The 23,470-nt window shown below is 68.3% G+C and carries 24 protein-coding genes; 16 read left to right on the top strand and 8 right to left on the bottom strand.

The annotated features are described in order from the left end of the window. Positions 1-6: 6 nt before the first annotated feature. From kdpA to WS66_RS17710, 5 genes are all read right to left on the bottom strand, one after another. Positions 7-1,812, bottom strand: coding sequence for a potassium-transporting ATPase subunit KdpA (gene kdpA, locus WS66_RS17730; RefSeq protein ID WP_059600399.1), 1,806 nt, complete (start codon positions 1,810-1,812; stop codon positions 7-9). Next, positions 1,809-1,901 carry a K(+)-transporting ATPase subunit F gene (gene kdpF / locus WS66_RS17725; RefSeq protein WP_006752209.1) on the bottom strand — a complete coding sequence of 31 codons (93 nt, stop codon included), beginning with the start codon at positions 1,899-1,901 and terminating at the stop codon, positions 1,809-1,811. Before kdpF ends, kdpA begins: the two co-directional genes overlap by 4 nt. Positions 1,902-2,209: 308 nt before the next feature. After that, positions 2,210-3,184: a quinone oxidoreductase family protein gene (locus WS66_RS17720; protein ID WP_059600398.1), complete on the bottom strand. Its 975-nt coding sequence runs from the start codon at positions 3,182-3,184 to the stop codon at positions 2,210-2,212. Positions 3,185-3,356: 172 nt separating this feature from the next. Continuing rightward, positions 3,357-3,749 (bottom strand): methylglyoxal synthase, encoded by a 393-nt coding sequence (locus WS66_RS17715; protein ID WP_059533273.1) that lies wholly within the window; start codon positions 3,747-3,749, stop codon positions 3,357-3,359. Positions 3,750-3,804: 55 nt separating this feature from the next. Further along, the gene (locus WS66_RS17710; protein WP_059600397.1) at positions 3,805-4,584 is read right to left on the bottom strand and encodes an SDR family oxidoreductase; all 780 of its coding nucleotides are present in this window, start codon (positions 4,582-4,584) and stop codon (positions 3,805-3,807) included. A gap of 216 nt (positions 4,585-4,800) precedes the next feature. Here WS66_RS17710 and upp point away from each other — a divergent pair, with 216 nt between their 5' ends. From upp to WS66_RS17645, 13 genes are all read left to right on the top strand, one after another. Next, entirely contained in the window at positions 4,801-5,451 is a 651-nt protein-coding gene (gene upp / locus WS66_RS17705; protein ID WP_006478229.1) for a uracil phosphoribosyltransferase, read from the top strand. Between the two features lie 217 nt (positions 5,452-5,668). Continuing rightward, entirely contained in the window at positions 5,669-6,397 is a 729-nt protein-coding gene (locus WS66_RS17700) for a YebC/PmpR family DNA-binding transcriptional regulator (RefSeq protein WP_044844700.1), read from the top strand. 105 nt (positions 6,398-6,502) lie between these two features. Next, positions 6,503-7,783 carry a phosphoribosylamine--glycine ligase gene (purD, locus tag WS66_RS17695; RefSeq protein WP_059600396.1) on the top strand — a complete coding sequence of 427 codons (1,281 nt, stop codon included), beginning with the start codon at positions 6,503-6,505 and terminating at the stop codon, positions 7,781-7,783. Positions 7,784-7,900: 117 nt separating this feature from the next. Beyond that, positions 7,901-8,821: an oxygen-dependent coproporphyrinogen oxidase gene (hemF, locus tag WS66_RS17690; RefSeq protein ID WP_059600395.1), complete on the top strand. Its 921-nt coding sequence runs from the start codon at positions 7,901-7,903 to the stop codon at positions 8,819-8,821. Further along, positions 8,818-9,576 (top strand): nicotinate-nucleotide adenylyltransferase, encoded by a 759-nt coding sequence (locus WS66_RS17685; protein ID WP_425127037.1) that lies wholly within the window; start codon positions 8,818-8,820, stop codon positions 9,574-9,576. The genes hemF and WS66_RS17685 overlap by 4 nt, the downstream gene beginning before the upstream one ends. A 4-nt stretch (positions 9,577-9,580) precedes the next feature. After that, entirely contained in the window at positions 9,581-10,021 is a 441-nt protein-coding gene (rsfS, locus tag WS66_RS17680) for a ribosome silencing factor (RefSeq protein ID WP_006752218.1), read from the top strand. Between the two features lie 19 nt (positions 10,022-10,040). Then, the gene (gene rlmH / locus WS66_RS17675; RefSeq protein WP_044844705.1) at positions 10,041-10,511 is read left to right on the top strand and encodes a 23S rRNA (pseudouridine(1915)-N(3))-methyltransferase RlmH; all 471 of its coding nucleotides are present in this window, start codon (positions 10,041-10,043) and stop codon (positions 10,509-10,511) included. A 51-nt stretch (positions 10,512-10,562) separates the two neighbouring features. Continuing rightward, positions 10,563-11,195 (top strand): Maf family protein, encoded by a 633-nt coding sequence (locus tag WS66_RS17670; protein ID WP_059600393.1) that lies wholly within the window; start codon positions 10,563-10,565, stop codon positions 11,193-11,195. Positions 11,196-11,203: 8 nt separating this feature from the next. Then, a complete protein-coding gene (gene rng / locus WS66_RS17665; protein WP_059600392.1) occupies positions 11,204-12,673 on the top strand; it encodes a ribonuclease G in 1,470 nt (489 codons plus the stop codon). A gap of 121 nt (positions 12,674-12,794) precedes the next feature. After that, positions 12,795-13,130: a YggL family protein gene (locus tag WS66_RS17660; RefSeq protein ID WP_059600391.1), complete on the top strand. Its 336-nt coding sequence runs from the start codon at positions 12,795-12,797 to the stop codon at positions 13,128-13,130. A 393-nt stretch (positions 13,131-13,523) separates the two neighbouring features. Next, positions 13,524-14,489: a PRC-barrel domain containing protein gene (locus tag WS66_RS17655; RefSeq protein ID WP_059600390.1), complete on the top strand. Its 966-nt coding sequence runs from the start codon at positions 13,524-13,526 to the stop codon at positions 14,487-14,489. After that, positions 14,486-15,745 (top strand): MFS transporter, encoded by a 1,260-nt coding sequence (locus WS66_RS17650; RefSeq protein ID WP_059600389.1) that lies wholly within the window; start codon positions 14,486-14,488, stop codon positions 15,743-15,745. The genes WS66_RS17655 and WS66_RS17650 overlap by 4 nt, the downstream gene beginning before the upstream one ends. Positions 15,746-15,776: 31 nt before the next feature. After that, the gene (locus WS66_RS17645) at positions 15,777-16,355 is read left to right on the top strand and encodes an FUSC family protein (RefSeq protein ID WP_059600388.1); all 579 of its coding nucleotides are present in this window, start codon (positions 15,777-15,779) and stop codon (positions 16,353-16,355) included. Positions 16,356-16,413: 58 nt separating this feature from the next. Here the strand turns inward: WS66_RS17645 and WS66_RS17640 are convergent, their stop codons facing one another. Together WS66_RS17640 and msbA are read right to left on the bottom strand one after the other, a co-directional pair. Continuing rightward, complete coding sequence (locus WS66_RS17640) at positions 16,414-16,806, bottom strand: RcnB family protein (protein ID WP_059600387.1); 393 nt, start codon at positions 16,804-16,806, stop codon at positions 16,414-16,416. Between the two features lie 88 nt (positions 16,807-16,894). After that, complete coding sequence (gene msbA / locus WS66_RS17635) at positions 16,895-18,646, bottom strand: lipid A export permease/ATP-binding protein MsbA (RefSeq protein WP_059600386.1); 1,752 nt, start codon at positions 18,644-18,646, stop codon at positions 16,895-16,897. A gap of 224 nt (positions 18,647-18,870) precedes the next feature. Here msbA and WS66_RS17630 point away from each other — a divergent pair, with 224 nt between their 5' ends. The 3 genes from WS66_RS17630 to WS66_RS17620 all read left to right on the top strand — a co-directional run bounded on the left by WS66_RS17630 (position 18,871) and on the right by WS66_RS17620 (position 22,026). Beyond that, positions 18,871-19,623: a glycosyltransferase family 2 protein gene (locus tag WS66_RS17630; RefSeq protein WP_059600455.1), complete on the top strand. Its 753-nt coding sequence runs from the start codon at positions 18,871-18,873 to the stop codon at positions 19,621-19,623. Between the two features lie 145 nt (positions 19,624-19,768). After that, complete coding sequence (locus WS66_RS17625) at positions 19,769-20,611, top strand: glycosyltransferase family 2 protein (protein ID WP_059600385.1); 843 nt, start codon at positions 19,769-19,771, stop codon at positions 20,609-20,611. A 134-nt stretch (positions 20,612-20,745) separates the two neighbouring features. Beyond that, positions 20,746-22,026, top strand: a complete 1,281-nt coding sequence (locus WS66_RS17620) for an O-antigen ligase family protein (RefSeq protein WP_059600384.1) — start codon at positions 20,746-20,748, stop codon at positions 22,024-22,026. Positions 22,027-22,195: 169 nt separating this feature from the next. Here WS66_RS17620 and WS66_RS17615 read toward each other — a convergent pair whose 3' ends face one another. Next, positions 22,196-23,374, bottom strand: a complete 1,179-nt coding sequence (locus WS66_RS17615) for a glycosyltransferase family 9 protein (protein WP_059600383.1) — start codon at positions 23,372-23,374, stop codon at positions 22,196-22,198. Positions 23,375-23,470: the final 96 nt, after the last annotated feature.

Below are 23,470 nucleotides of genomic sequence, written 5' to 3'. Positions count from 1 at the left end.
CGCGCATCACGCGCCCAGCCACATCATCAGATGCTCGACGCCCGGGCCGAGCGCGAGCGCCGGCACGTAGGTCAGCGCGCCCACCAGCATCACGGTGCCGAGCAGCAACACGACGAACAGCGGGCCGTGCGTCGGCAGCGTGCCGCTCGTCACCGCGATGCGCTTCTTCGCGGCGAGCGAGCCGGCGATCGCCAGCACCGGCACGATCGTGCCGAAGCGGCCGAACCACATCGCGATCGCGGTCATCCAGTTGTAGAAGGGCGTGCCGACCGTCAGGCCCGCGAACGCGCTTCCGTTGTTGTTCGCGGCCGAGCTGAACGCGTACAGGATTTCCGAGAAGCCGTGCGGGCCCGGGTTCGCGATGCCGGCACGGCCCGCATCGGCGAGCACGGCGATCGACGTGCCGACCAGCACGAGCAGCGGCGTGAGCAGCACGACGATCGACACCATCTTCATCTCGTACGACTCGATCTTCTTGCCGACGTATTCCGGCGTGCGGCCGATCATCAGGCCGGCGACGAACACCGCGAGCAGCGCGAACACGAGCATCCCGTAGAGGCCGGAACCGACACCGCCGTAGATCACCTCGCCGAGTTGCATCAGCAGCATCGGCACGAGACCGCCGAGCGGCGTCAGCGAATCGTGCATCGTGTCGACCGCGCCGCACGACGCGGCCGTCGTCGCGACCGTGAAGATGCCGGTCTGCGCGATGCCGAAGCGCGTTTCCTTGCCTTCCATGTTGCCGCCCGGCTGGAGCGCGCTCGTCGACTGGTCGACGTGCAGCGCGGCGAGCGTCGGGTTGCCGGCCTGCTCGGCGCTCACCTCGACGCCGATCGCGATCGCGAACGCGACCGTCATCGCCGCGAGCACCGCGATGCCCTGCCGGCGGTCGCCGATCATCCGGCCGAACACGAGGGCCAGCGCGGCCGGGATGATCAGGATCGAGAAGATCTGCAGGAAGTTCGAGAACGGCGTCGGGTTCTCGTACGGGTGCGCCGAGTTCGCGTTGAAGAAGCCGCCACCGTTGGTGCCAAGCATCTTGATCGCTTCCTGCGACGCGACCGGGCCCATCGCGAGCGTCTGCTTCGTGAGCGGCGTGGGCACCATCACCGGGTTGCCCTTGTCGTCCTTGACCGGGTTGCCCTGCGCGTCGAGCTTCGGCGCCGCGTAGGTGCTCGCCTGCAGCACCGGCACGTCCTGGTAAGCCTTCATGTTCTGGATCACGCCCTGGCTCATCAGCAGCGCGGCGATGATCATCGACATCGGCACGAGCACGTACATCGTCACGCGCGTGAGGTCGACCCAGAAGTTGCCGATCGTCTGCGCGGTATGACGCGCGAAGCCGCGGATCAGTGCGATCACCACGACGATGCCCGTTGCCGCCGACAGGAAGTTCTGCACGGTCAGGCCGAGCATCTGCGTCAGGTAGCTGACGGTCTGCTCGGGCGTGTAGTCTTGCCAGTTGGTGTTGGTGACGAAGCTGACGGCCGTGTCGAAGGCACCGTCGGCCGTCATCGCGCCGAATTGCTGCGGATTGCCGGGCAGGAAGCCCTGCAGGCGCAGCAGACCGTACAGGAACAGCGCGCCGAGCGCGTTGAACGCGATCGTGGCGATCGCATACTGCCTCCAGTTCATTTCGGTGCCGGCGTCGACGCCGGCGATGCGGTACAGCGCGCGCTCGAGTGGCCCGAACACGCGCACGACGCGCGAACTGCCGTCCATCACGCCCGTCAGGTAGCGCGCGACCGGCACGGCCGCCGCGAGCAGCACGACGATGAACAGCAGTATCTGCAACAGGTTGTTCGCGTTCATTCGATGTCCTCCGCGCGCAGCAGCGCAAAGACGAGATACGCGAACAGCAGGGCCGTCGAGGCACCCGCGAGCCAAAGCATCCAGGTCATGCGCGCCCCCCGCGACCGTATTGCACGAGCTTCTCGCAACCGGCAAGCAAACCGAGGATCAGCGCAGTGAAAAGCACCAGGGCGCCGATAAATACCCCATCCATTTTTGTGTTCTCCGTCGTCGAAGTCAGACGACTAGAACCTTATGGGAACGCGCGTAAAGGGCGGGTCAAAGGTCATCGGGCCGGTATAAAAAACGCGTAAACGCGTGCGGTGGGAAACGGCGGCCGGGATGAAGACGGGGCGGGCGGCGGCCAGCGCCGCCCGTCAGGATGCGTGCCGGCGTGGCGCCGGCACGAAGGGATGCGTCAGGGAAGGAGGATCGTCGAGCCGGTCGTCTTGCGCGCTTCGAGATCTTCATGCGCGCGGCCGACTTCCGCGAGCGGATAGCGCTGGTTGATGCTCGTCTTCACCTTGCCCGACAGGATCACGTCGAACAGCTCGGCGGCCGCGGATTCGAGATCCGCACGCTTCGCGACGTACGAGAACAGCGTCGGCCGCGTGAAGAACAGCGAGCCGCGCGACGAGAACTCCTTCGAGTCGATCGGCGGCAGCGGGCCCGACGCATTGCCGAAGCTGACGAACAGACCGAGCGGCGCGAGGCAGTCGAGCGAGCCGATGTAGGTGTCCTTGCCGATCGAGTCGTAGACGACCGGCACGCCCGCGCCGTTCGTGATCTCCTTCACGCGCTGCGTGAAGTTCTCGCGCGTATAGACGATCGGATGATCGCAGCCGTGCGCCTTTGCGAGCGCGGCCTTCTCGTCGGAGCCGACCGTCCCGATCACGGTCGCGCCGAGCGCCTTCGCCCACTGGCACACGAGCAGGCCGACACCGCCGGCCGCCGCGTGGATCAGGATCGTGTCACCGGCCTTCACCGGGTACGTGCGGCGCAGCAGGTAGTGCGCGGTCAGTCCCTGCAGCATCACCGATGCCGCGTCGTCGTAGCTGATCCCGTCAGGCAGCTTCACGAGCCGCTCGGCCGGCATCACGCGCTCCTGCGCGTACGCGCCCGGCGGCTGCCCGACGTAGGCGACGCGGTCGCCCGCCTTGAGCGCGGTCACGCCGTCGCCGACGGCCGTCACCTCGCCCGCCGCCTCCATCCCGAGGCCGCCGGGCAGCGGCTGCGGATAGAGGCCCGTGCGGAAATACACGTCGATGTAGTTGAGCCCGACCGCATGCTGCCGGATGCGGACTTCGCCCGCCTTCGGTTCGCCGACCTCGACATCGACCCACTTCATCACGTCCGGGCCGCCCGGCTGGTCGTATCGGATTGCTTTCGGCATCGTTTCGCTCCTCGTTTCTGAATCGGTCAGGGGAAATTCGGGTCGCCGACGCCAGCCGGTGCCGATCGGTACAGGACCGGCGGCGGTGCGCGTCGCGACGCCCGATTCTCGCGCGTCACCGCCGGGCGTGCATGGCCCTGCCGCCAGCAAGGGCAATCAGGCCGGCGGGCGACTAGCAGACGTCCTGCATGTTCCGCGCCAGGTCGTCGAGCAGCATCCGCGCGGTCGCCACGTTCGTCGCGACCGGCACGTCGTGCACGTCGCACGCGCGCACCAGCGCGGTGATGTCCGGATCGTGCGGCTGCGCGGTCATCGGGTCACGCAGGAACACGACGATGTCGACGCGGCCTTCGGCCAGTTCCGCACCGATCTGCAGGTCGCCGCCGAGCGGCCCCGACAGCTTGCGCTCGACCTCGAGCCCGTGCGCGGCGGCGATGCGGCCGCCCGTCGTGCCCGTTCCGACCAGCCTGCATTGCGCGAGCGTCTCGCGGTACTGGCCCGCGAGCGCGACGATCTCGTCCTTCTTCGCGTCGTGCGCGATCAATGCGATGCGGGGTTTGCTCATCTCCGTTTCCTTCGTGGGTCGATTGTTGTCGTATGCGTGAATGGCGGTGCGTGCGTCAGAACGTACCCGGATACGCGCCGCCGTCGAGCAGCCAGTTCTGCCCGGTGATGTAGCCGGCATGGACGCTGCAGAGGAACGCGCACGCCGCGCCGAATTCGGCACGCGTGCCGAGGCGCCCAGCCGGGATTTCCTTCGCGCGCCGCGCGCGCATCTCGTCGACCGTCACGCCCTGCGCCTTCGCCGACGCGGCGAGCGTCGTCGCGATCCGGTCGGTGTCGAACAGCCCGGGCAGCAGATTGTTTATCGTCACGCCCTGCCCCGCGACCTTGCGCGACAGCCCCGCGACGAAGCCGGTCAGTCCCGAGCGTGCACCGTTCGACAGCGCGAGCACGTCGATCGGCGCCTTCACGGCCGAACTCGTGATGTTGACGATCCGGCCGAAACCGCGCCCGATCATCCCGTCCACGGTCGCGCGGATCAGTTCGATCGGCGTCAGCATGTTCGACTCCAGCGCGCGGATCCAGTCGTCGTGCGAGAAATCACGGAAGTCGCCGGGCGGCGGCCCGCCGGCATTCGTCACGAGAATGTCCGGCTGCGGGCAGGCGGCGAGCGCGGCCGCGCGGCCGTCGGGCGTCGTGATGTCGCAGGCGACGGCGGTGACCGACACGTTCGACCCGGCGCGGATCTCCTCCGCGGTTTCCTCCAGCGTGTCGCGCGTGCGCGCGACGATCACGAGATTCACGCCCTCGGCGGCCAGCGCTTCCGCGCAGCCGCGCCCGAGCCCCTTGCTCGCCGCGCACACGAGCGCGGTCTTTCCTGCGATGCCGAGATCCATCGTCGATTCCCTTATGGCGACGCGCGCCGGCGCAGCCGCCCGCATCGCCGGACGGGCGAGCGGTCGGAAACGGGCGAACACGGCGCGCGGATTGTCGTGAGACGTCGATAATATCCGGATCAGGTGGCGCGCCTTGGTAAAATTGCGGCCATAAGCGGCGGCCGGCCTCGCGCCATCGCCGCCCCCGATCCCCTTTTGCCGCCAAGGCACCCCGTCATGAAACAGGACAGCCGTTTCCCGAATCTCTTCATCACTGATCACCCGCTGATCCAGCACAAGCTGACCCACATGCGCGACAAGGACACGTCGACGCGCACGTTCCGCGAACTGCTGCGCGAGATCACGCTGCTGATGGGCTACGAGATCACCCGTAACCTCCCGATCACGACCAAGCGGGTCGAAACCCCGCTCGTGGCGGTCGACGCGCCGGTGATCGCGGGCAAGAAGCTCGCGATCGTGCCCGTGCTGCGGGCCGGCATCGGGATGTCGGACGGCCTGCTCGACCTGGTGCCGTCCGCGCGCGTCGGCCACATCGGCGTGTACCGCGCCGAGGATCACCGCCCGGTCGAATACCTGGTGCGCCTGCCCGATCTCGAGGATCGCATCTTCATTCTGTGCGACCCGATGGTCGCGACCGGCTATTCGGCCGTGCACGCGGTCGACGTGCTCAAGCGCCGCAACGTGCCGGCCGCGAACATCATGTTCGTCGCACTGGTCGCCGCGCCCGAGGGCGTGCAGGTGTTCCAGGACGCGCACCCGGACGTGAAGCTGTTCGTCGCATCGCTCGACTCGCACCTGAACGAGCATGCGTACATCGTGCCGGGCCTGGGCGACGCGGGCGACCGCCTGTTCGGCACCAAGAACTGACGCACGGCGGCGCCGGGGGGCGCGGCACGGCGCTCCGAGCGGCCCTCCCGGCCGTTCGGCCATGCACGGCGGCCCCGAAGCGACGGTCGCCGCGTGATAAAATCACGTTCCACTCGACACGCGCGGCCCCGCGGCATCATGCCCGCCCAGACGGCCGCCGATTCAACGACACATTGGCACAATCGCCCGCGCAGCGCGCCCGGGCACGGAGAAAGGTATGGCTGGTCATTCGAAATGGGCCAACATCAAGCATAAGAAGGCAGCGGCCGACGCGAAGCGCGGCAAGATCTGGACCCGCCTGATCAAGGAAATCCAGGTCGCGGCCCGCCTCGGCGGCGGCGACGCCAGCTCGAACCCGCGTCTGCGTCTCGCAGTCGACAAGGCAGCCGACGCGAACATGCCGAAAGACAACGTCAAGCGCGCGATCGACCGCGGCGTCGGCGGCGCGGACGGCGCGAACTACGAAGAAATCCGTTACGAAGGCTACGGCATCAGCGGCGCGGCGATCATCGTCGACACGCTGACCGACAACCGCACCCGCACGGTCGCGGAAGTCCGTCACGCATTCTCGAAGTTCGGCGGCAACATGGGCACCGACGGTTCGGTCGCGTTCATGTTCGATCACGTCGGCCAGTTCCTGTTCGCGCCCGGCACGTCGGAAGACGCGCTGATGGAAGCGGCGCTCGAAGCCGGCGCGGACGACGTCAGCACGAACGACGACGGCTCGATCGAAGTGCTGTGCGACTGGCAGGCCTTCTCGGCGGTGAAGGACGCGCTCGAAGCCGCGGGCTTCAAGGCCGAACTCGCCGAAGTGACGATGAAGCCGCAGAACGAAGTCGAATTCACCGGCGACGATGCGGCGAAGATGCAGAAGCTCCTGGACGCGCTCGAGAACCTCGACGACGTGCAGGAGGTGTATACGAACGCCGTCATCGTCGAGGAATGAGATGCCGGCCGCCGTGCGCATCGTCGCGTCGGCGGCCCGACCGATTTCGCGGCCGGCGCGCCTGAGCGTGCCGGCCGCCCTGTTTTCTAGTCTGCGGGGAATCCCATGAAACTACTCGTCGTCGGTTCCGGCGGCCGCGAACATGCGCTGGCGTGGAAGCTCGCGCAGTCGCCGCGTGTCCAGATGGTCTACGTCGCGCCCGGCAATGGCGGCACGGCGCAGGACGAGCGTCTGAAGAACGTCGACATCACGGCGCTCGACGAACTCGCCGATTTCGCGGAACGCGAAGGCGTCGCGTTCACGCTCGTCGGGCCGGAAGCGCCTCTCGCGGCGGGCATCGTCAACCTGTTCCGCGCACGCGGCCTGAAGGTCTTCGGCCCGACCCGCGAAGCCGCACAGCTCGAAAGCTCGAAGGATTTCGCGAAGGCGTTCATGAAGCGCCACGGCATCCCGACCGCCGAGTACGAAACGTTCTCCGACGTGGCTGCCGCACACGCGTACATCGACGCGAAGGGTGCGCCGATCGTCGTGAAGGCCGACGGCCTCGCGGCCGGCAAGGGCGTCGTCGTCGCGATGACGCTGGAAGAAGCGCACGAAGCTGTCGACATGATGCTGTCGGGCAACAAGCTCGGCGACGCCGGCGCGCGCGTCGTGATCGAGGAATTCCTCGACGGCGAGGAAGCGAGCTTCATCGTGATGGTCGACGGCAAGCACGCGCTGGCGCTGGCCTCGAGCCAGGACCACAAGCGCCTGCTCGACGAGGATCGCGGCCCGAACACGGGCGGCATGGGCGCCTACTCGCCCGCGCCGATCGTCACGCCTCAGATGCACGCACGCGTGATGCGCGAAATCATCATGCCGACGGTGCGCGGGATGGAGAAGGACGGCATCCGCTTCACGGGCTTCCTGTATGCGGGCCTGATGATCGACAAGGAAGGTAATCCGCGCACGCTCGAGTTCAACTGCCGGATGGGCGACCCCGAGACGCAGCCGATCATGGCGCGCCTGAAGAGCGATTTCTCGAAGGTCGTCGAACAGGCGATCGCGGGCACGCTCGACACGGTCGAGCTCGACTGGGACCGCCGCACCGCGCTCGGCGTCGTGCTGGCCGCGCACGGTTATCCGGACGCGCCGCGCAAGGGCGACCGCATCAACGGGATCCCGGCCGAGACCGAACAGGCCGTGACGTTCCATGCGGGCACGACGCTCGCCGAAGGCGACAAGCTCGTCACGTCGGGCGGCCGCGTGCTGTGCGTGGTCGGTCTCGCCGATTCGGTGCGCGAAGCCCAGCAGCACGCGTACGACACGATCAATCAGATCAATTTCGAAGGCATGCAGTACCGCCGCGACATCGGCTTCCGCGCGCTGAACCGCAAGAGCGCGTGACGCCCTGACCGCCGCCTGCCGTCACAAGCGGCGGCCTCCTCTGCCGGGGTTCGATAGAATGCCCGGCAGATGCCTTTTTTACGGCCCCCGCTTCGCGCGGAGGCACCCAGTTCAGACATGACCGATTCGACCTACGACGTGGCGCGCGTGCGCACGTACCTCCAGGGCCTGCAGACACGCATCGCCGACGCGCTCGGCGCGCTCGACGGCACGCCGCTCGCGACCGATGCGTGGCAGCGCGGGCCGGAAGAGCGCCTGCGCGGCGGCGGCTGCACGCGGATTCTCGAAGGCGGCCGCGTGTTCGAGCGCGCGGGGATCGGTTTTTCCGACGTCGCAGGCGACGCGCTGCCGCCGTCGGCGAGCGCCGCGCGCCCGCAGCTGGCCGGCCGCGGCTTCGAGGCGCTCGGCGTGTCGCTCGTGCTGCACCCGCGCAACCCGTACTGCCCGACGGTGCACATGAACGTGCGGATGCTGATCGCGACGAAGCCCGGCGAGGCGCCGATCTTCTGGTTCGGCGGCGGGATGGATCTGACACCGGTTTATCCGTTCGAGGACGACGCGCGGCATTTCCACCAGACCTGCAAGGACGCGCTCGACCCGTTCGGTGCCGAGCTCTATCCGCGTTTCAAGACGTGGTGCGACGAGTATTTCTTCCTGAAGCACCGCGACGAGACGCGCGGCATCGGCGGGATCTTCTTCGACGACTTCTCCGAACCCGGATTCGAACGCTCGTTCGAGATGATGCAGCGCGTCGGCGACGCGTTCCTGAACGCGTACCTGCCGATCGTCGAACGCCGGGTCGCACTGCCGTACGGCGAGCGTGAACGCGACTTCCAGGCTTACCGGCGCGGCCGCTACGTGGAATTCAACCTCGTGTTCGACCGCGGCACGCTGTTCGGCCTGCAAAGCGGTGGCCGGACCGAATCGATCCTGATGTCGATGCCGCCGGTCGCGAACTGGCGCTACAACTGGCAGCCCGAGCCGGGCTCGCCCGAAGCGCGCCTGAGCGAGTTCCTCGTGCCGCGCGACTGGGTCTGAGCCCGCCGCGCCCCGCCGCCCCAAGAACAGGACACGTTTTTCTGGACACCACCGCCCGCCCCGCCCCGCAGCCGCGCCCGCCGTTACGTCGCATCGGCCTGCTGGGCGGCACGTTCGATCCGATCCACGACGGCCACCTCGCGCTCGCGCGCCGGTTCGCCGACGTGCTCGGCCTGACCGACCTCGTGCTGCTGCCCGCCGGGCAGCCTTACCAGAAGCGCGACGTGTCGGCCGCCGAGCATCGGCTCGCGATGACGCGCGCCGCTGCCGGCTCGCTGTCCCTGCCCGGTGTGACGATCACCGTCGCGACCGACGAGATCGAGCACGCGGGGCCGACCTATACGGTCGAGACGCTCGCGCGCTGGCGCGATCGGATCGGCCCCGACGCCTCGCTGTCACTGCTGATCGGCGCCGACCAGCTGGTGCGGCTCGACACGTGGCGCGACTGGCGCAAGCTGTTCGACTACGCGCACGTGTGCGCGTCGACGCGCCCGGGCTTCGACCTCGGCACAGCGCCACCGGCCGTCGCACGGGAAATCGCGCGGCGGCAGGCCGGCGCCGATGTGCTGAAAGCGACACCGGCCGGCCACCTGCTGATCGACACGACACTGGCGTTCGATATCGCCGCAACCGACATCCGTGCGCACCTGCGCGAATGCATCGCGCGTCATGCGCAGATGCCCGACGCGTCGGCCGAGCATGTACCGGCCGCCGTCTGGGCCTATATTCTTCAACATCGTCTCTACCATTCCTGATTCCATGGATATCCGCAAACTGCAGCGCGTGATCGTCGACGCTCTCGAAGACATCAAGGCGCAAGACATCAAGGTGTTCAACACCAGCCACCTGACCGAACTGTTCGACCGCGTGATCGTCGCGTCGGGCACGTCGAACCGCCAGACCAAGGCGCTCGCGTCGAGCGTGCGCGACAAGGTCAAGGAAGCCGGCGGCGACATCGTCAGCTCCGAGGGCGAAGACACGGGCGAATGGGTGCTGGTCGACTGCGGCGACGCCGTCGTGCACATCCTGCAACCGGCGCTGCGCCAGTACTACAACCTCGAGGAAATCTGGGGCGACAAGCCCGTGCGGATGAAGCTCGGCGGCGGCAAGGACGGTTTCGCGACGGCCAGCGAAGGCGAGGACGACGAGGAAGAGGCGCCCGCACGCCCGGCGCGCAAGACGGCGGCCCGCCGCCGCTGAGCCGCAGCGAGTCGTCCCGATGAAGCTTTTCATCCTCGCGGTCGGCCACAAGATGCCCGGCTGGATCGCGTCCGGCTTCGACGAATACACGAAGCGCATGCCGCCCGAGCTGCGCATCGAGCTGCGCGAGATCAAGCCCGAACTGCGTTCGGGCGGCCGCAGCGCGGAAAGCGTGATGGCGGCCGAGCGGCAGAAGATCGAGGCCGCGCTGCCGAAGGGCGCGCGCATCGTCGCGCTCGACGAGCGCGGCCGCGACTGGACCACCATGCAGCTCGCGCAGGCGCTGCCCGGCTGGCAGCAGGACGGCCGTGACGTCGCATTCGTGATCGGCGGCGCCGACGGGCTCGATCCGGAACTCAAGGCGCGCGCCGACCTGCTGCTGCGCATTTCGAGCATGACGCTGCCGCACGGTATGGTGCGCGTGCTGCTTGCCGAACAGCTTTACCGGGCGTGGAGCATCACGCAGAATCACCCCTATCACCGCGCATGACGCGTCGTCTTCTGGACGCGCGACGCGCGCGCACAACGAGATAACGACACCATGCCGTCCAGCACGCCCCCCGCCCTTTTCCCGATTCTCTACCTCGCTTCGCAAAGCCCGCGCCGCCAGGAGCTGCTGCTGCAGATCGGCGTGCGCTTCGAATTGCTGCTGCCGCGCCCCGACGAGGACGCCGAGGCGCTCGAAGCCGAATTGCCCGGCGAAGCCGCCGATGTGTACGTCCGGCGCGTGACCGTCGCGAAGGCCGAGGCTGCACGTGCGCGCCTCGTCGCGAGCGGCAAGCCGGCCGCGCCGGTGCTGGTTGCGGACACCACCGTGACGATCGACGGCGCGATCCTCGGCAAGCCGGCCGATGCCGCCGACGCGCTCGCGATGCTGACCCGCCTGGCGGGCCGCGAACACGAGGTGCTCACCGCGGTCGCGGTGATCGGCGCCGACGGCGAACTGCTGCCGCCCGCGCTGTCGCGCTCGTCGGTGCGCTTCGCGGCCACGCCGCGCGACGCGTTCGAACGTTACGTCGACAGCCGTGAACCGTTCGGCAAGGCCGGCGCCTACGCAATCCAGGGGCGTGCGGCCGAATTCATCGAGCGAATCGAGGGCTCCCATTCGGGTATCATGGGTCTGCCCCTCTTTGAGACTGCGGCACTGCTGCGCGCCGCGCGCGTCGACTTCTGAATCCCACCATGAACGAAGAAATCCTGATCAACCTCACGCCGCAGGAAACGCGGGTCGCACTCGTGCAGCAAGGCGCGGTGCAGGAGCTTCACGTCGAGCGCACGCTGTCGCGCGGGCGGGTCGGCAACATCTACCTCGGCAAGGTCGTGCGCGTGCTGCCCGGCATGCAGTCGGCGTTCATCGACATCGGCCTGGAGCGCGCGGCGTTCCTGCACGTCGCCGACATCTGGCATCCGCGCCTCGCGGGCGAGCCTCAGTCGGGCGCGCCGCACCAGCCGATCGAGAAGACCGTCTTCGAGGGCCAGACGCTGATGGTCCAGGTGATCAAGGATCCGATCGGCACGAAGGGCGCGCGACTGTCGACGCAGGTCAGCATCGCGGGCCGCACGCTCGTGTACCTGCCGCAGGAGCCGCACATCGGCATCTCGCAGAAGATCGAGAGCGAGGCCGAGCGCGAGGCCGTGCGCGCACGGCTGACCGCCGTGATCCCGCCGGACGAGAAAGGCGGCTACATCGTGCGCACGATCGCCGAGGATGCGACTTCCGACGAACTGGCGGGCGACGTCACGTATCTGCGCAAGACCTGGGCGACGATCGTCGCGCAAGCGCAGCGGCTGCCGGCGACGAGCCTGCTGTACCAGGATCTCGATCTCGCGCAGCGCGTGTTGCGCGATTTCGCGAACGACGACACGACGCGCATCCAGGTCGATTCGCGCGAGACCTACCAGCGCCTCGCGGAATTCGCGGGCGAGTTCACGCCGGCGGTGAGCCCGAAGCTGCATCACTACACCGGCGAGCGGCCGCTGTTCGACCTGTACAACATCGAGACGGAGATCCAGCGCGCACTGTCGCGCCGCGTCGACCTCAAGTCGGGCGGCTACCTGATGATCGACCAGACCGAGGCGATGACGACGATCGACGTGAACACCGGCGGCTACGTCGGTGCGCGCAACTTCGACGACACGATCTTCAAGACCAACCTCGAGGCCGCGCATACGATCGCGCGGCAGCTGCGTCTGCGCAACCTCGGCGGGATCATCATCATCGACTTCATCGACATGGAGAACGCCGAGCATCGCGACGCGGTGCTGTCCGAGCTGAAGAAGGCGCTGTCGCGCGATCGCACGCGCGTGACGGTCAACAGCTTCTCGCAGCTCGGGCTCGTCGAGATGACGCGCAAGCGCACGCGCGAATCGCTCGCGCACGTGCTGTGCGAGCCGTGCCCGACCTGCCAGGGCAAGGGCCAGGTGAAGACGTCGCGCACCGTGTGCTACGACATCCTGCGCGAGATCCTGCGCGAGTCGCGCCAGTTCAACCCGCGCGAATTCCGCGTGATCGCCGCGCAGCAGGTGATCGATTTGTTCCTCGACGAGGAGTCGCAGCATCTCGCGATGCTGATCGACTTCATCGGCAAGCCGGTATCGCTTCAGGTCGAGTCGAACCTGAGCCAGGAGCAATACGATATCGTGCTGATGTGACGTTCCGTCTGCCCGCCGCCGGCTACGCCGCGCGGCGATCCAACGCGGCGCCGGCCGCTCGCGCATGTCATATCCGCGCCCGCCGCCGCTGCCTTTTTCCTCTTCCCGTTCATCACACACCATGAGCCAACGCCACAACCGCCGCCAGCGCAAGAAACTCCACATCGCCGAGTTCCAGGAACTCGCGTTCAACGCGACCGCGCAATACAGCAAAGAATTGTCCGACCTCGAACGCGGCCAGCTGATCGATTCGTTCATCGATTTCGTCGAAGCGAACGGGCTGCTGACCGTCGCGTCCGCCGACGAAGGGATCGGCGCATACGTGATCTCCGGCGCACCGCGCGGCACGACGACCGATGCCGACCGCGAAAACGTCCGTGCATGGCTGGCCGCACGGCCCGAGCTGACCGACGTCAAGGTCAGCGAATTCACCGATGCGTGGTATCCGGACGCCTGACTTTCCGGTTTCTGCCTGCATCGGGCAGCGCCCGCGCCGGCCCGCCATGACGGCGGGCCAGGCCGGCGCCTGGATGTCCCGCCTTCTCTTCCGCCTCCGTTAGCCGCCTCCCGACACCCGCGCAACCGGCACGGCTCGCACGATTCACGCCGTGTCGACCGTGACTACCCCTGATCAGGCGCCGCGACTGCATCCTCGACCATCATTCGGCATCCCTCGGCCCGCCACCGATCCCTTCCTTTTCCCGACGGTCCGCCTCCAATTGGCCATCGAAATCGGTCCTGAAAGCAAGACACGTTAAACTCTCACCTCGCGTGGTGCGCCGCCCGCACCCGCCATCCATCGCCAGCCGCGAGCCTCCGGGCCCGCCCCCGACCCATGGAGTGAGTGTCAATGAGCGGCGGACTCCCGTTTCCCGCATCCCGCATGTCGTTACCGTCCTCGACGGTCTTCCTCGTTCTCGCGGCCGCCGCGCTGCTGTCCGGCTGCGGGCTGCTGCCGACCCAGAATCCGCCCGCGCCGATCAGCGAGGCGCTCGTCGAGCCCATCGGGGAAACAGCCGGCGAACCGCTGACGATGCCGCCCGTGCCGCCGCTCGTCCAGCCGGAGGAACCGGAAGCGCCGAAGAAGCCGCACCGTGAAGTGACGAGGCCGAAGCCGGTGCAGCGCCCCGAATCGCCGACGCCGCCTCCGCCGCCCCCGCCGCCGCTCGTCGCGACACGCCCGCTCGACCGCACCCAGATCCATGCGCTGCTCGACAGCGAGGTCGCGCGCCGCAACGGCAAGGTGATCGGCCGCGCGGTCGACATGGTGACCGACGCAAGCGGCAAACCGCGCGAGATGATCGTCAACCTGCAGGGGTTCATGGGCGTCGGCGACCGCAAGGTCGTCTTCCCGTGGAACGTGTTCCGCTTCACGCCGGGCGGCAAACAGGAGCCGATCGTGCTCGACGTGCCGTCGGGCGACCTGCCGCCGGCCGCCCGACCCAAGGCCGTGCCACTGTCGGGCTCGGCCGCGGCGTCGCCCGCGACGCGTCTGCCGCTGCTCGACAGCGACGTCGAACGCCCGAACGGCACGAAGATCGGCCGGGTCGTCGACGTGCTGATCGACCGCGGCGCGCAACCGCAGGCCGTCGTGCTCGACCTCGGCGGGCTCGTCAATACCGACCGCCGCTCGATCGCCGCGAGCTGGGGCGCATTGCGCTTCGTCATGCGCGACAAGGCGCTGCGTCCGCAACTCGACCTGAACGACGCGCAGATCAAGGCGTCGCCGCCCTACGCGGCCGACAAGCCGATCGTCGTGGTCTCGCCGCCGGTTACTGCCGCCGCGCCGGCTTCGCCTGCGAGTGCCACCCGATGACGATCAAGCATTCCGTCAGCGTTCGCAGTCTCCGGGCCCTCGACTGGCTCAACTTTTTCGTTGCAAACGTTCAAACCGGGTTCGGTCCGTTCATTGCGTCCTACCTCGCGTCGCACAAGTGGACGCAGGGCGAGATCGGCATGGTGCTGTCGATCGGCACGATCAGCGCGATGGTCAGCCAGGTGCCGGGCGGCGCCGCCGTCGACGCGCTGAAGAACAAGAAAGGCGCGGCCGCATGGGCGATCGCGGCCATCATCCTGTCCGCGGTGCTGCTCGCGTCGAGCCCGACGATCGTGCCGGTGATCGCGGCCGAAGTGTTCCACGGCTTCGCGAGCTGCATGCTCGTGCCCGCGATGGCCGCGATCTCGTTCTCGTTGGTCGGCCGCGCCGACCTCGGCGACCGGCTCGGCCGCAACGCGCGCTGGGCATCGATCGGCAGCGCGGTCGCCGCGGGCCTGATGGGGCTCACCGGCGAGTATTTCTCCGCGCGCGCTGTGTTCTGGCTGACCGCCGTGCTGGCACTGCCCGCGCTGTTCGCGCTCGCGATGATCCAGCCGACACACGAAGTGATTCCGCATGCGCCGAAACCCGACGACCACGACGAAGGCGAGGCACGCGAGACGCTGACCGAGCTGCTGCGCGATCGCCGGATGCTGACCTTCGCGGCATGCGTCGTGCTGTTCCACCTGTCGAACGCGGCGATGCTCAACCTCGCGGCCGGCGAGGTGACGGCCGGCATGGGCGAGAACGTGCAGCTCGTGATCGCCGCGTGCATCATCGTGCCGCAGGCGATCGTCGCGATGCTGTCTCCGTGGGTCGGTCGCTCCGCGCAACGCTGGGGACGCCGGCCGATCCTGCTGCTCGGCTTCTCGGCGCTGCCGGTGCGCGCGCTGCTGTTCGCCGGCGTGAGCAGCCCCTACCTGCTGGTGCCGGTGCAGATGCTCGATGGCATCAGCGCGGCCGTGTTCGGTGTGATGCTGCCGCTGATCGCGGCCGATGTCGCAGGCGGCAAGGGCCGCTACAACCTGTGCATCGGGCTGTTCGGGCTTGCGGTCGGAATCGGCGCGACGCTCAGCACGGCCGTGGCCGGCTTTGTCGCCGATCACTTCGGCAATGCGGTCAGCTTCTTCGGGCTCGCCGCCGCAGGCGCGCTCGCCGTGCTGCTGGTCTGGCTCGCGATGCCGGAAACGCGCGTCGAAAACGGCGATGCGGCCACCGGAGAGCCGGCCGCCGCATCGTCGGAACAGGCACACTGACGCACTCGCACCCGCTTCCCGGCCCGACACGATGGATACGATCAGGACATTCAACGAAGCCCGCCAGCAGATCCAGCAGTCGATCTTCGATCTGTTCAAGGGGCTGACTTTCGGCGAGCGGCTCACGCAAGGCGCGCTGATGGCGTTGCAAACGGTCTGCGGCGCGTGCCTCGCGTACACGATCGGTCGCGCGCTGCACACCGAGCAGGCCGTATGGGCGGCGGTCACCGCGATCGCCGTCACGCAGCACAACTATTCGGACACGATGTCGCTGTCGCGCGACCAGTTCATCGGCGCGATGATCGGCGGCCTGGTCGGCTTCGCGGGTGCCGCGCTCGGTGGCGACCGCCTCGTCGCCTATGCGATCGCGGTCGCGGTCACGATCATCAGCTGCTGGTGCCTGAATGTCGGCAGCGCGGCTCGGCTCGGCGGCGTGACCACGACGATCGTGCTGCTGTTTCCGGGCAACGGCCCGCTATGGGACATTCCGCTGATGCGGCTCGTGGAAGTGGCGCTCGGCACCGTCTGCGCGCTGGCCGTGTGCTGGGCGATGTCGCACATCGAGCGGCGCGGGTTCCGCCGGGCGGCGGACAAGGATAAGGACAAGTGACGCGGCTGCCGGAGCGCACGCTCCGGCAGCCTGATGAATCGATGATCGGCGACAGGTGTTACGGACCGACCCGCAGCACGATGCCCGAGCCGATCTGCACGAGCAGGTAGTCGCCGCCGATGCCCACCCAGTGATAGCCGCGCGGCGGCGGGCTCAGGCGGTAGCCGCGCCAGTCGTCGACCACGTACTGGCGATCGCGGAATTCGTCCGGGAGACGATCGCCCCTGTGCCACTCACGGCGCGGCTGATCGGCCCAGCGCGGCGGCACGTTGTCTTCGCGATGCATCGCCTGCCCCGGCGGCATGTGCCTCGGGCCGTGGCCATGCCGCATACCCGGGCCGCCGTGGTCTCCGTGGTTGTCGTAGTTGCCGTGATCCTGCGCCATCGCGACCGGCGCTGCGAAACCCGCCGCGACCAGCGCGGCCAGCATCATCCCGTGCATCTTCTTCATCGCCCTTCCCTCCGTGTTGTCACGTCGAACCGGAAACAACGAAACCGGACCTGCCGGATCAAGACTAGCACACGGGTGCGATCCGACGTCACGCCGCCTGCTGCTGGTACTGGATCCGGTGAAGGTGCGCGTACAGCCCGCCATGGCGCAGCAGTTCGTCGTGGCTGCCCGTTTCGACGATCTTGCCGGCTTCGAGCACGAGGATCCGGTCCGCACGCTCGATCGTGGACAGCCGGTGCGCGATCACGAGCGTCGTGCGCCCTTCCATCAGCCGCTCGAGCGCGGCCTGCACGTGGCGCTCGGATTCCGAATCGAGCGCCGAGGTCGCCTCGTCGAGGATCAGGATCGGCGCGTCCTTGTAGATCGCGCGCGCGATCGCGAGCCGCTGCCGTTGGCCACCCGACAAACGCATCCCGTTGCCGCCGACCAGCGTGTCGAGCCCGTCCGGCATCGCGGCGACCGCGTCGGCGAGGTTCGCGGCCTCGAGCGCCGCCTGCACGCGTGCGCGGTCGGGCGTCTGCCCGTACGCAACGTTCGCGGCGATCGTGTCGTTGAACAGCACGACATCCTGGCTGACCATCGCCATCTGGCTGCGCAGCGCGTGGATGTCGTAGTCGGCCACCGCCACGCCGTCAACCAGGATCGCGCCGCCCGTCGGATCGAAGAAGCGAGGCAAAAGGTTGACGAGGGTCGTCTTGCCGCTGCCCGACGGCCCCGCGAGCGCGATCATCTCGCCCGGCGCGACCTTGAACGAAATGCGGTCGAGCGTCGGCCGCTCGGAGGCGCCGTAGTCGAACGACACGTCGCGGAATTCGATCTCGCCACGAGCGTTCGGCAGCGCACGGTCGCCGCCCTGCGGCTCGGCCGGCTCGTCGATCAGCCCGAAGATCAGCTCGGCGGCCGTCATCCCGCGCTGCAGCGGCTGGTTGACGTCGATCAGGTGCTTGAGCGGCGAAATCACCAGCAGCATCGACGTGACGAACGCGACGAAGCCGCCGACCGTCGTCTGGTCGTTGGTCGACTGCACGACCGCGATCGTGATCACGACCGCGAGCGCGATCGACGCGAGGAACTGCGTCAGCGGCTGCGCGAGCCCGCCCGAGATCGTCATGCGCATCGCGTAGCCGCGCAGGCGCTTGCTCATCGTCGTGAAGCGGTCCATCTCGTACGCTTCGCCGTTGTGCACCTTCACGACCTTGTAGCCGCCGACCGTCTCCTCGACGATGTAGGACAGCTCGTTGGTCAGCGTCTGGTGCTCGCGGTTCAGGCGGCGCAGGCGACGGTTGATCTTGCTGACGAGCCAGCCGATGCCCGGCAGGATCACCGCGACGATCAGCGTGAGCCGCCAGTTCAGGTAGAACAGGTAGCCGAGCAGGAACACCACGGTCAGCGAGTCGCGCACGAGCGTGACCATCACGCCGGTCAGCACCGACAGGATCTGGTTGACCTCGAACACGATCGCGTTGATCACGGTGCTCGCGGTCTCGCGCTGGAAGAACGATGCGCCCGTGTGGATCATCCGCTGGAACATCTCGAGCCGCAGTTGCAGCAGGATGCGGTTCGACACGTAGTTGAGCAGGTAGTTGGACGCATACTGCGACACGCCGCGCACGAGCGCGAGGCCGATCACCGCGATCGGCACGTACCATTTCGCGCGGTCGCTGCCGTGCGAGCCGAAGCCGTGATCGAGCAGCGGCTTGAGCAGTGCCGGGATCCCGGCTTCCGTGGCCGCGACGACGCCCATCGTCATCACGGCGAGCACCACGATGCCGATGAGCGGCCGGATGTACGGCCACAGGCGCTTGAGGACCGTGACCGGCGACGTACCGGTGCCGTCCATCGGTTTGCGAAGAGTGTTCTGGGTTTCCAAGGCAATCCTTCTTGAGCCGCGACGCGGCGCCCGGGGCGTGACTGCCCGGAATTCACCCCGTCCGGCGGGTGCCGAAAAAGGCCCAACATTATAGCTGCACCGCCCTCGCCGGCATGGCCGCCGCCGAAGCGGCCGCCGGCCGGCGCGCAGGTATACTGCCGCTCACCGTTTTTCTCCGCCTTTTCGACGACTTCATGGCAGAACCCACCCTCGGCGTCGCCCTCATCGCCCTCAACGCGGCCGCGCGGCTCGCGCAGTGCCTCGACGCGCTGACCTTCGCCGACGACGTCGTCGTGATCGACGGCGGCAGCACCGACGATACCGTGTCGATCGCCCGCGCGCACGGCGCCCGCGTGATCGTCGAGCGCGACTGGCCGGGTTTCGGCCCGCAGAAGAACCGCGCGCTCGACGCCCTCGAGACCGACTGGATCCTGTCGCTCGACACCGACGAGGTGGTCAGCCCGGAACTCGCGCAGTCGATCCGTGCGGCCATTCGCGCACCGGCCGCGCAGGTCTATGCGCTCGACCGGCTGTCGAGCTTCTGCGGCCAATGGATCCGCCACAGCGGCTGGTATCCGGACTGGGTGCCGCGCCTGTTCCGGCGCGGCACCGCCCGCTTCTCCGACGACCTGGTGCACGAACGGCTCGTGTTCGACACGCCCGCGCAGCGGCTGCCGGGCAAGCTGATGCACTATTCGTACGAGGATTTCGAAACCGTCGTGCGCAAGCTCGATGCGTATTCGACGGCCGGCGCGCGCCAGCGCCGCGCGGCCGGCCAGCGCGGCGGCTTCGGCAAGGCGCTCGCGCGCGGCGCATGGGCGTTCGTGCGGACCTACGTGCTGCGGCGCGGGTTTCTCGACGGCCGCGCGGGCTTCATGATCGCCGTGTTCAACGCGGAAACGGTGTACTACCGGTTCCTGAAGCTCGGCCACGAGCCGACCCGCTGAGCGCGCGCCGCCCTGCCCCGATCCTGACGCCGCCGGCATGCGGCCGGCCCGGCGTTACAATGCCGGGCTGCCCGCGCGCCATGCGCGCCCGAGCGCGGCGCCGCGCCACGCGCCGCCGACACGACGACCACCGAATCCGACCGCCATGTTCTCCATCATCATCCCGACCTGGAACAACCTGCCGTACCTCAAGCTCGTCGTCGACAGCCTGCGCCGCCATTCGGCGCATGACCACCAGATCATCGTGCACGTGAACGACGGCTCGGACGGCACGCTCGACTGGGTGCGCAGCGAAGGCATCGAGCACACCGCGTCGCCGGCCAACATCGGCATCTGCCACGCGGTGAACCTGGCCGCCGCGCGCGCGACGCGCGACTACGTCGTCTACATGAACGACGACATGTACTGCTGCCCCGGCTGGGACGCGGCGCTCGTGCGGCGTATCGAGCAGATGCCGACCGACCTGTTCATGCTGTCCGGCACGATGGTCGAGCCGGTCGACACGCGCAACCCGTGCGTTGTCGTCAGCAATTTCGGCCGCGACGCCGAACAGTTCGACGCGGCCGGCCTCGTCGCGGCCACGCCGCGGCTCGCGCGCGCGGACTGGCTCGGCTCGACCTGGCCGCCGACGCTCGTGCACCGCGACTGGTGGAACCGCATCGGCGGCTACAGCAGCGAGCTGTCGCCGGGGATGAGCAGCGACAACGACTTCTCGATGAAATTCTGGGACGCCGGCTGCAGGATCTTCCTCGGCGTCGGCGACAGCCTCGTCTATCACTTCCAGCAGAAGAGCACGGGCAAGATCGTCAAGAACGATGGCCGCCGCCAGTTCCTCAACAAATGGGGCATGACCCAGGCCACGTTCGACCGCTACTACCTGCATCGCGGCGAGCCGGCCGGCTCGCGACTCGCGCTCGATACGCCGGCCGTCGAGGGGCGCCTGAAGCGCGCACTGCTGCGCTCGCGGATCAAGCGCGCATTCAGCTGATCGGACCCCGGAAACGGTAAAGAAACGCCCGCCGCTTCGCGTATACTGCGCGCTTCGTCCCGCGCGGTGCCGCCGGGACGCGCGGCGCGCAGCACGGTGCCCGCATGCCGCATTCGCCCATTCGACAGGTTCCGATGCTTTCGTTTTCCGCTCCCGCCACGCGGCGCCTGACCGCCGCCCGCGCCTTCGCCGTCATCGCGCTGTGCATGGTGCCCGTCTCGACCGCGCTGACCAACGTGTTCTGCGGGCTGTTCGCGGCCGCGCTCGTCATCTCCCCCGAATTCTGGCGCGACCTGCGCACGTTCATCACCGAACCGGCGTCGCTCGCGGCGCTCCTGATCCTCGCGGCGCTGACCGCGAGCGTCACCTATACGGTCGCGCCGCACCCGAAGGCGTGGAACTGGGTCGCCAAGTACGACAAGCTGCTGCTGCTGCCGTTTGCCGTGCTCGCCTTCCGCCACTCGAACTGGGCGCCGATCGTGCGGCGAGCATGGTTCGGGACGCTGTGCGTGATCCTGCTGCTGTCGACCACCAACTATCTCGGGCTGACCGCGATCGGGCCCGCGCATGCGACCGAACTGCCGCTCTCGCGTGCCTGGGTGTTCAAGAACCACATTGCGGCCGGCATGTTCGGCGCGCTGCTGTTCTACCAGGCCGCCGACCTCGCGCTTTCGGCCCGCACCGCGCTGTCGCGAGCCGCGTATGCCGCCGTCGCCGCATGGTCGCTGATCAACGTGTTCGTGATGCTGCAGGGGCGCACCGGGCAGGTCATCGCGCTGCTGCTGATCCTCGTCGTCGCGGTGCGTTTCGTGCTGTTGATGCGCCGCCAGTCGGCGCTGCGCGCGGGCCTCGCCGCCGGTGCACTGGTCCTGGCGGGCGTCGCACTCGTCGTCGCTGCATGCACGGTGCACAACGGCCGGCTTGTGAAGGTGGTGTCGGAAGTGCAGCAGTATCGGCAGACCGATGCGGTCACATCGACCGGGCTGCGTCTCGAGTGGTACAAGAAGGGGCTCGAGCTGTATCGCATGCGTCCCGTGATCGGCTACGGTGCGGGTGGCCTCGAGTTCGAGTTCGAGAAGCTCACGGCCGGCAAGACGGCCGCCGAAGGGCAGCTCACGTCGAATCCGCATAACGAATACCTGCTGATGGCCGTGCAGCTCGGCGCGCTCGGCGTATTGCTGTTCGTGAACCTGATCGTGCAGATCGCGCGCGGCAGCCGCGCGCTCGATCCGGGTTCGCGGCAGCTGCTGCTCGCGTGGCTCGCGATCTTCGCGATCGGCAGCCTCGCGAATTCGCTGCTGCTCGATTTCGCCGAAGGCCACCTGTTGGTGCTGCTCGCCGGGATCCTGCTAGGCTGCGGCGCGCGCACCGAAGCACTGCCCCGCGAGACGTCGGCGATCCGGCGCAGCGCGTAACGCATCATGCGGCGGGCGGCGCGCGATCCGCGTTGCCACCTGCCACGGGTTCGGCCTCTCGGGCTTCAATGGCGGCGCACGCGCGCCGCTGCCTGAAGCACGGCCGCACGCCGTCGACGCGTCGCCACTCCCCCGCTCTTCAAATCAGGAAACGCACGGCCTTCACGCGTCAGTCGGAACGCGCGCGATGCAATCGCGACGTGTCGATGACCGCGTCGGCGGCGCCCGGCGGATTCAGCCCGAGCATCTCGGCTGCCGCCGCCTTCACGCGCTGCGTGCCGAGATTGACGAGGCAGTCGCTACGGCTGTCGACATGGCGCTCGCAGCCTTCGTGCCGGCACGGCACGCAATCGCCCTCGCCCTGCAACAGCCAAACGTTGCCGTGCCGTGCGGAACCGCGCAGCGCCCACGGGTTCTCGGTCGCGGGCCAGTACTGCGGCCACGGCCCCCAGCGCACCGGATCGGACGGACCGAACAGCGCGATCGTGTCGGTGCCCGTCGCGGCCGCAACGTGCGTCGCGCCCGTATCGGGCCCGATGAAGAGCCGCGCACGCCGCACCAGTTCCGCGCTTTCGCCGAACGTCAGGCGACCGACCAGATTCAGCACGTCACCGCCCGCCTCGGCAGCGACCTGCTCCGCGTACTCGCGCTCGCGATCGGCCGGACCGCCCGACAGCGCGATCGCGAACCCCTGCGCGCGCAGCCAGTCGATCATCTCGACCCAGCCTTCGAGCCGCCATTGCTTGTAGCGGAACATCGGATACGGATGCAGCACCACGAGCGGCCTGCCCTCGCGGATCGCCGGCGATTCCGCGAGCCACGCGTCGAATCGCGCCCGACGCTCGGGATCGTCGCCGATGCCCGGCGCGACGACTTCGGATACCGGCTCGATGCCGATCACCGGTGCGAGCGCGAGTGTGCTGACGACCGTATGCGCGGATTCGTGATGATTGATCGCGATACCGTTCAGCATCATTCGCGTCAGCCAGGTGACGCGGTTCGGATCGACGAGGCCGACGCGCTTGCGGCCGGCGAACCAGCTGTAGAAACGCGGCCGGTCGGAGCTCAGCGCCGCGCACGCGAGATCGTAGCGGCGCCACATCGACAGCGCGTCGCGCAGACGCTCCCGGAACCCCGCACGCTGCGCGACGACGATCACGCGCCGCACGTCGGGGTTGTGCTCCAGCACACCCTCGGTGCCACGAAACACCAGCATGTCGATCTGCGCGTCGGGCCAGCGCGCCTTCAGCGAACGCACGAGCGGCGTCGTCAGCAGCACGTCGCCGATACGGCGTGGGGCTGCGACGAGGATGGTTCTGGGCGGGCGGGCGGAAGAAAACAGGGCCACGGCGATCGTTCCGTCTAGCTGGCTGGACAAGGCTCGCAATGTACAGGATTTTGCCGCCGGTGGCGTGGCGGCGGGCGCAGGCGCCGATAACGCGCC

It is taken from the genome of Burkholderia sp. LA-2-3-30-S1-D2 (assembly GCF_001523915.2).
GTDB classification, from domain to species: domain Bacteria; phylum Pseudomonadota; class Gammaproteobacteria; order Burkholderiales; family Burkholderiaceae; genus Burkholderia; species Burkholderia diffusa.
The sequence above is the reverse complement of the archived record's forward strand: the minus strand, read 5'-3'. Positions and strand labels throughout refer to the sequence as shown.

What these genes read in the sequence shown, in the direction of transcription:
- kdpA (WP_059600399.1), bottom strand. Translation starts at nt 1,812, where the DNA reads ATGAACGCGAACAACCTGTTGCAGATACTGCTGTTCATCGTCGTGCTG.
- kdpF (WP_006752209.1), bottom strand. Translation starts at nt 1,901, where the DNA reads ATGACCTGGATGCTTTGGCTCGCGGGTGCCTCGACGGCCCTGCTGTTC.
- WS66_RS17720 (WP_059600398.1), bottom strand. Translation starts at nt 3,184, where the DNA reads ATGCCGAAAGCAATCCGATACGACCAGCCGGGCGGCCCGGACGTGATG.
- WS66_RS17715 (WP_059533273.1), bottom strand. Translation starts at nt 3,749, where the DNA reads ATGAGCAAACCCCGCATCGCATTGATCGCGCACGACGCGAAGAAGGAC.
- WS66_RS17710 (WP_059600397.1), bottom strand. Translation starts at nt 4,584, where the DNA reads ATGGATCTCGGCATCGCAGGAAAGACCGCGCTCGTGTGCGCGGCGAGC.
- upp (WP_006478229.1), top strand. Translation starts at nt 4,801, where the DNA reads ATGAAACAGGACAGCCGTTTCCCGAATCTCTTCATCACTGATCACCCG.
- WS66_RS17700 (WP_044844700.1), top strand. Translation starts at nt 5,669, where the DNA reads ATGGCTGGTCATTCGAAATGGGCCAACATCAAGCATAAGAAGGCAGCG.
- purD (WP_059600396.1), top strand. Translation starts at nt 6,503, where the DNA reads ATGAAACTACTCGTCGTCGGTTCCGGCGGCCGCGAACATGCGCTGGCG.
- hemF (WP_059600395.1), top strand. Translation starts at nt 7,901, where the DNA reads ATGACCGATTCGACCTACGACGTGGCGCGCGTGCGCACGTACCTCCAG.
- rsfS (WP_006752218.1), top strand. Translation starts at nt 9,581, where the DNA reads ATGGATATCCGCAAACTGCAGCGCGTGATCGTCGACGCTCTCGAAGAC.
- rlmH (WP_044844705.1), top strand. Translation starts at nt 10,041, where the DNA reads ATGAAGCTTTTCATCCTCGCGGTCGGCCACAAGATGCCCGGCTGGATC.
- WS66_RS17670 (WP_059600393.1), top strand. Translation starts at nt 10,563, where the DNA reads ATGCCGTCCAGCACGCCCCCCGCCCTTTTCCCGATTCTCTACCTCGCT.
- rng (WP_059600392.1), top strand. Translation starts at nt 11,204, where the DNA reads ATGAACGAAGAAATCCTGATCAACCTCACGCCGCAGGAAACGCGGGTC.
- WS66_RS17660 (WP_059600391.1), top strand. Translation starts at nt 12,795, where the DNA reads ATGAGCCAACGCCACAACCGCCGCCAGCGCAAGAAACTCCACATCGCC.
- WS66_RS17655 (WP_059600390.1), top strand. Translation starts at nt 13,524, where the DNA reads ATGAGCGGCGGACTCCCGTTTCCCGCATCCCGCATGTCGTTACCGTCC.
- WS66_RS17650 (WP_059600389.1), top strand. Translation starts at nt 14,486, where the DNA reads ATGACGATCAAGCATTCCGTCAGCGTTCGCAGTCTCCGGGCCCTCGAC.
- WS66_RS17645 (WP_059600388.1), top strand. Translation starts at nt 15,777, where the DNA reads ATGGATACGATCAGGACATTCAACGAAGCCCGCCAGCAGATCCAGCAG.
- WS66_RS17640 (WP_059600387.1), bottom strand. Translation starts at nt 16,806, where the DNA reads ATGAAGAAGATGCACGGGATGATGCTGGCCGCGCTGGTCGCGGCGGGT.
- msbA (WP_059600386.1), bottom strand. Translation starts at nt 18,646, where the DNA reads ATGGACGGCACCGGTACGTCGCCGGTCACGGTCCTCAAGCGCCTGTGG.
- WS66_RS17630 (WP_059600455.1), top strand. Translation starts at nt 18,871, where the DNA reads ATGGCAGAACCCACCCTCGGCGTCGCCCTCATCGCCCTCAACGCGGCC.
- WS66_RS17625 (WP_059600385.1), top strand. Translation starts at nt 19,769, where the DNA reads ATGTTCTCCATCATCATCCCGACCTGGAACAACCTGCCGTACCTCAAG.
- WS66_RS17620 (WP_059600384.1), top strand. Translation starts at nt 20,746, where the DNA reads ATGCTTTCGTTTTCCGCTCCCGCCACGCGGCGCCTGACCGCCGCCCGC.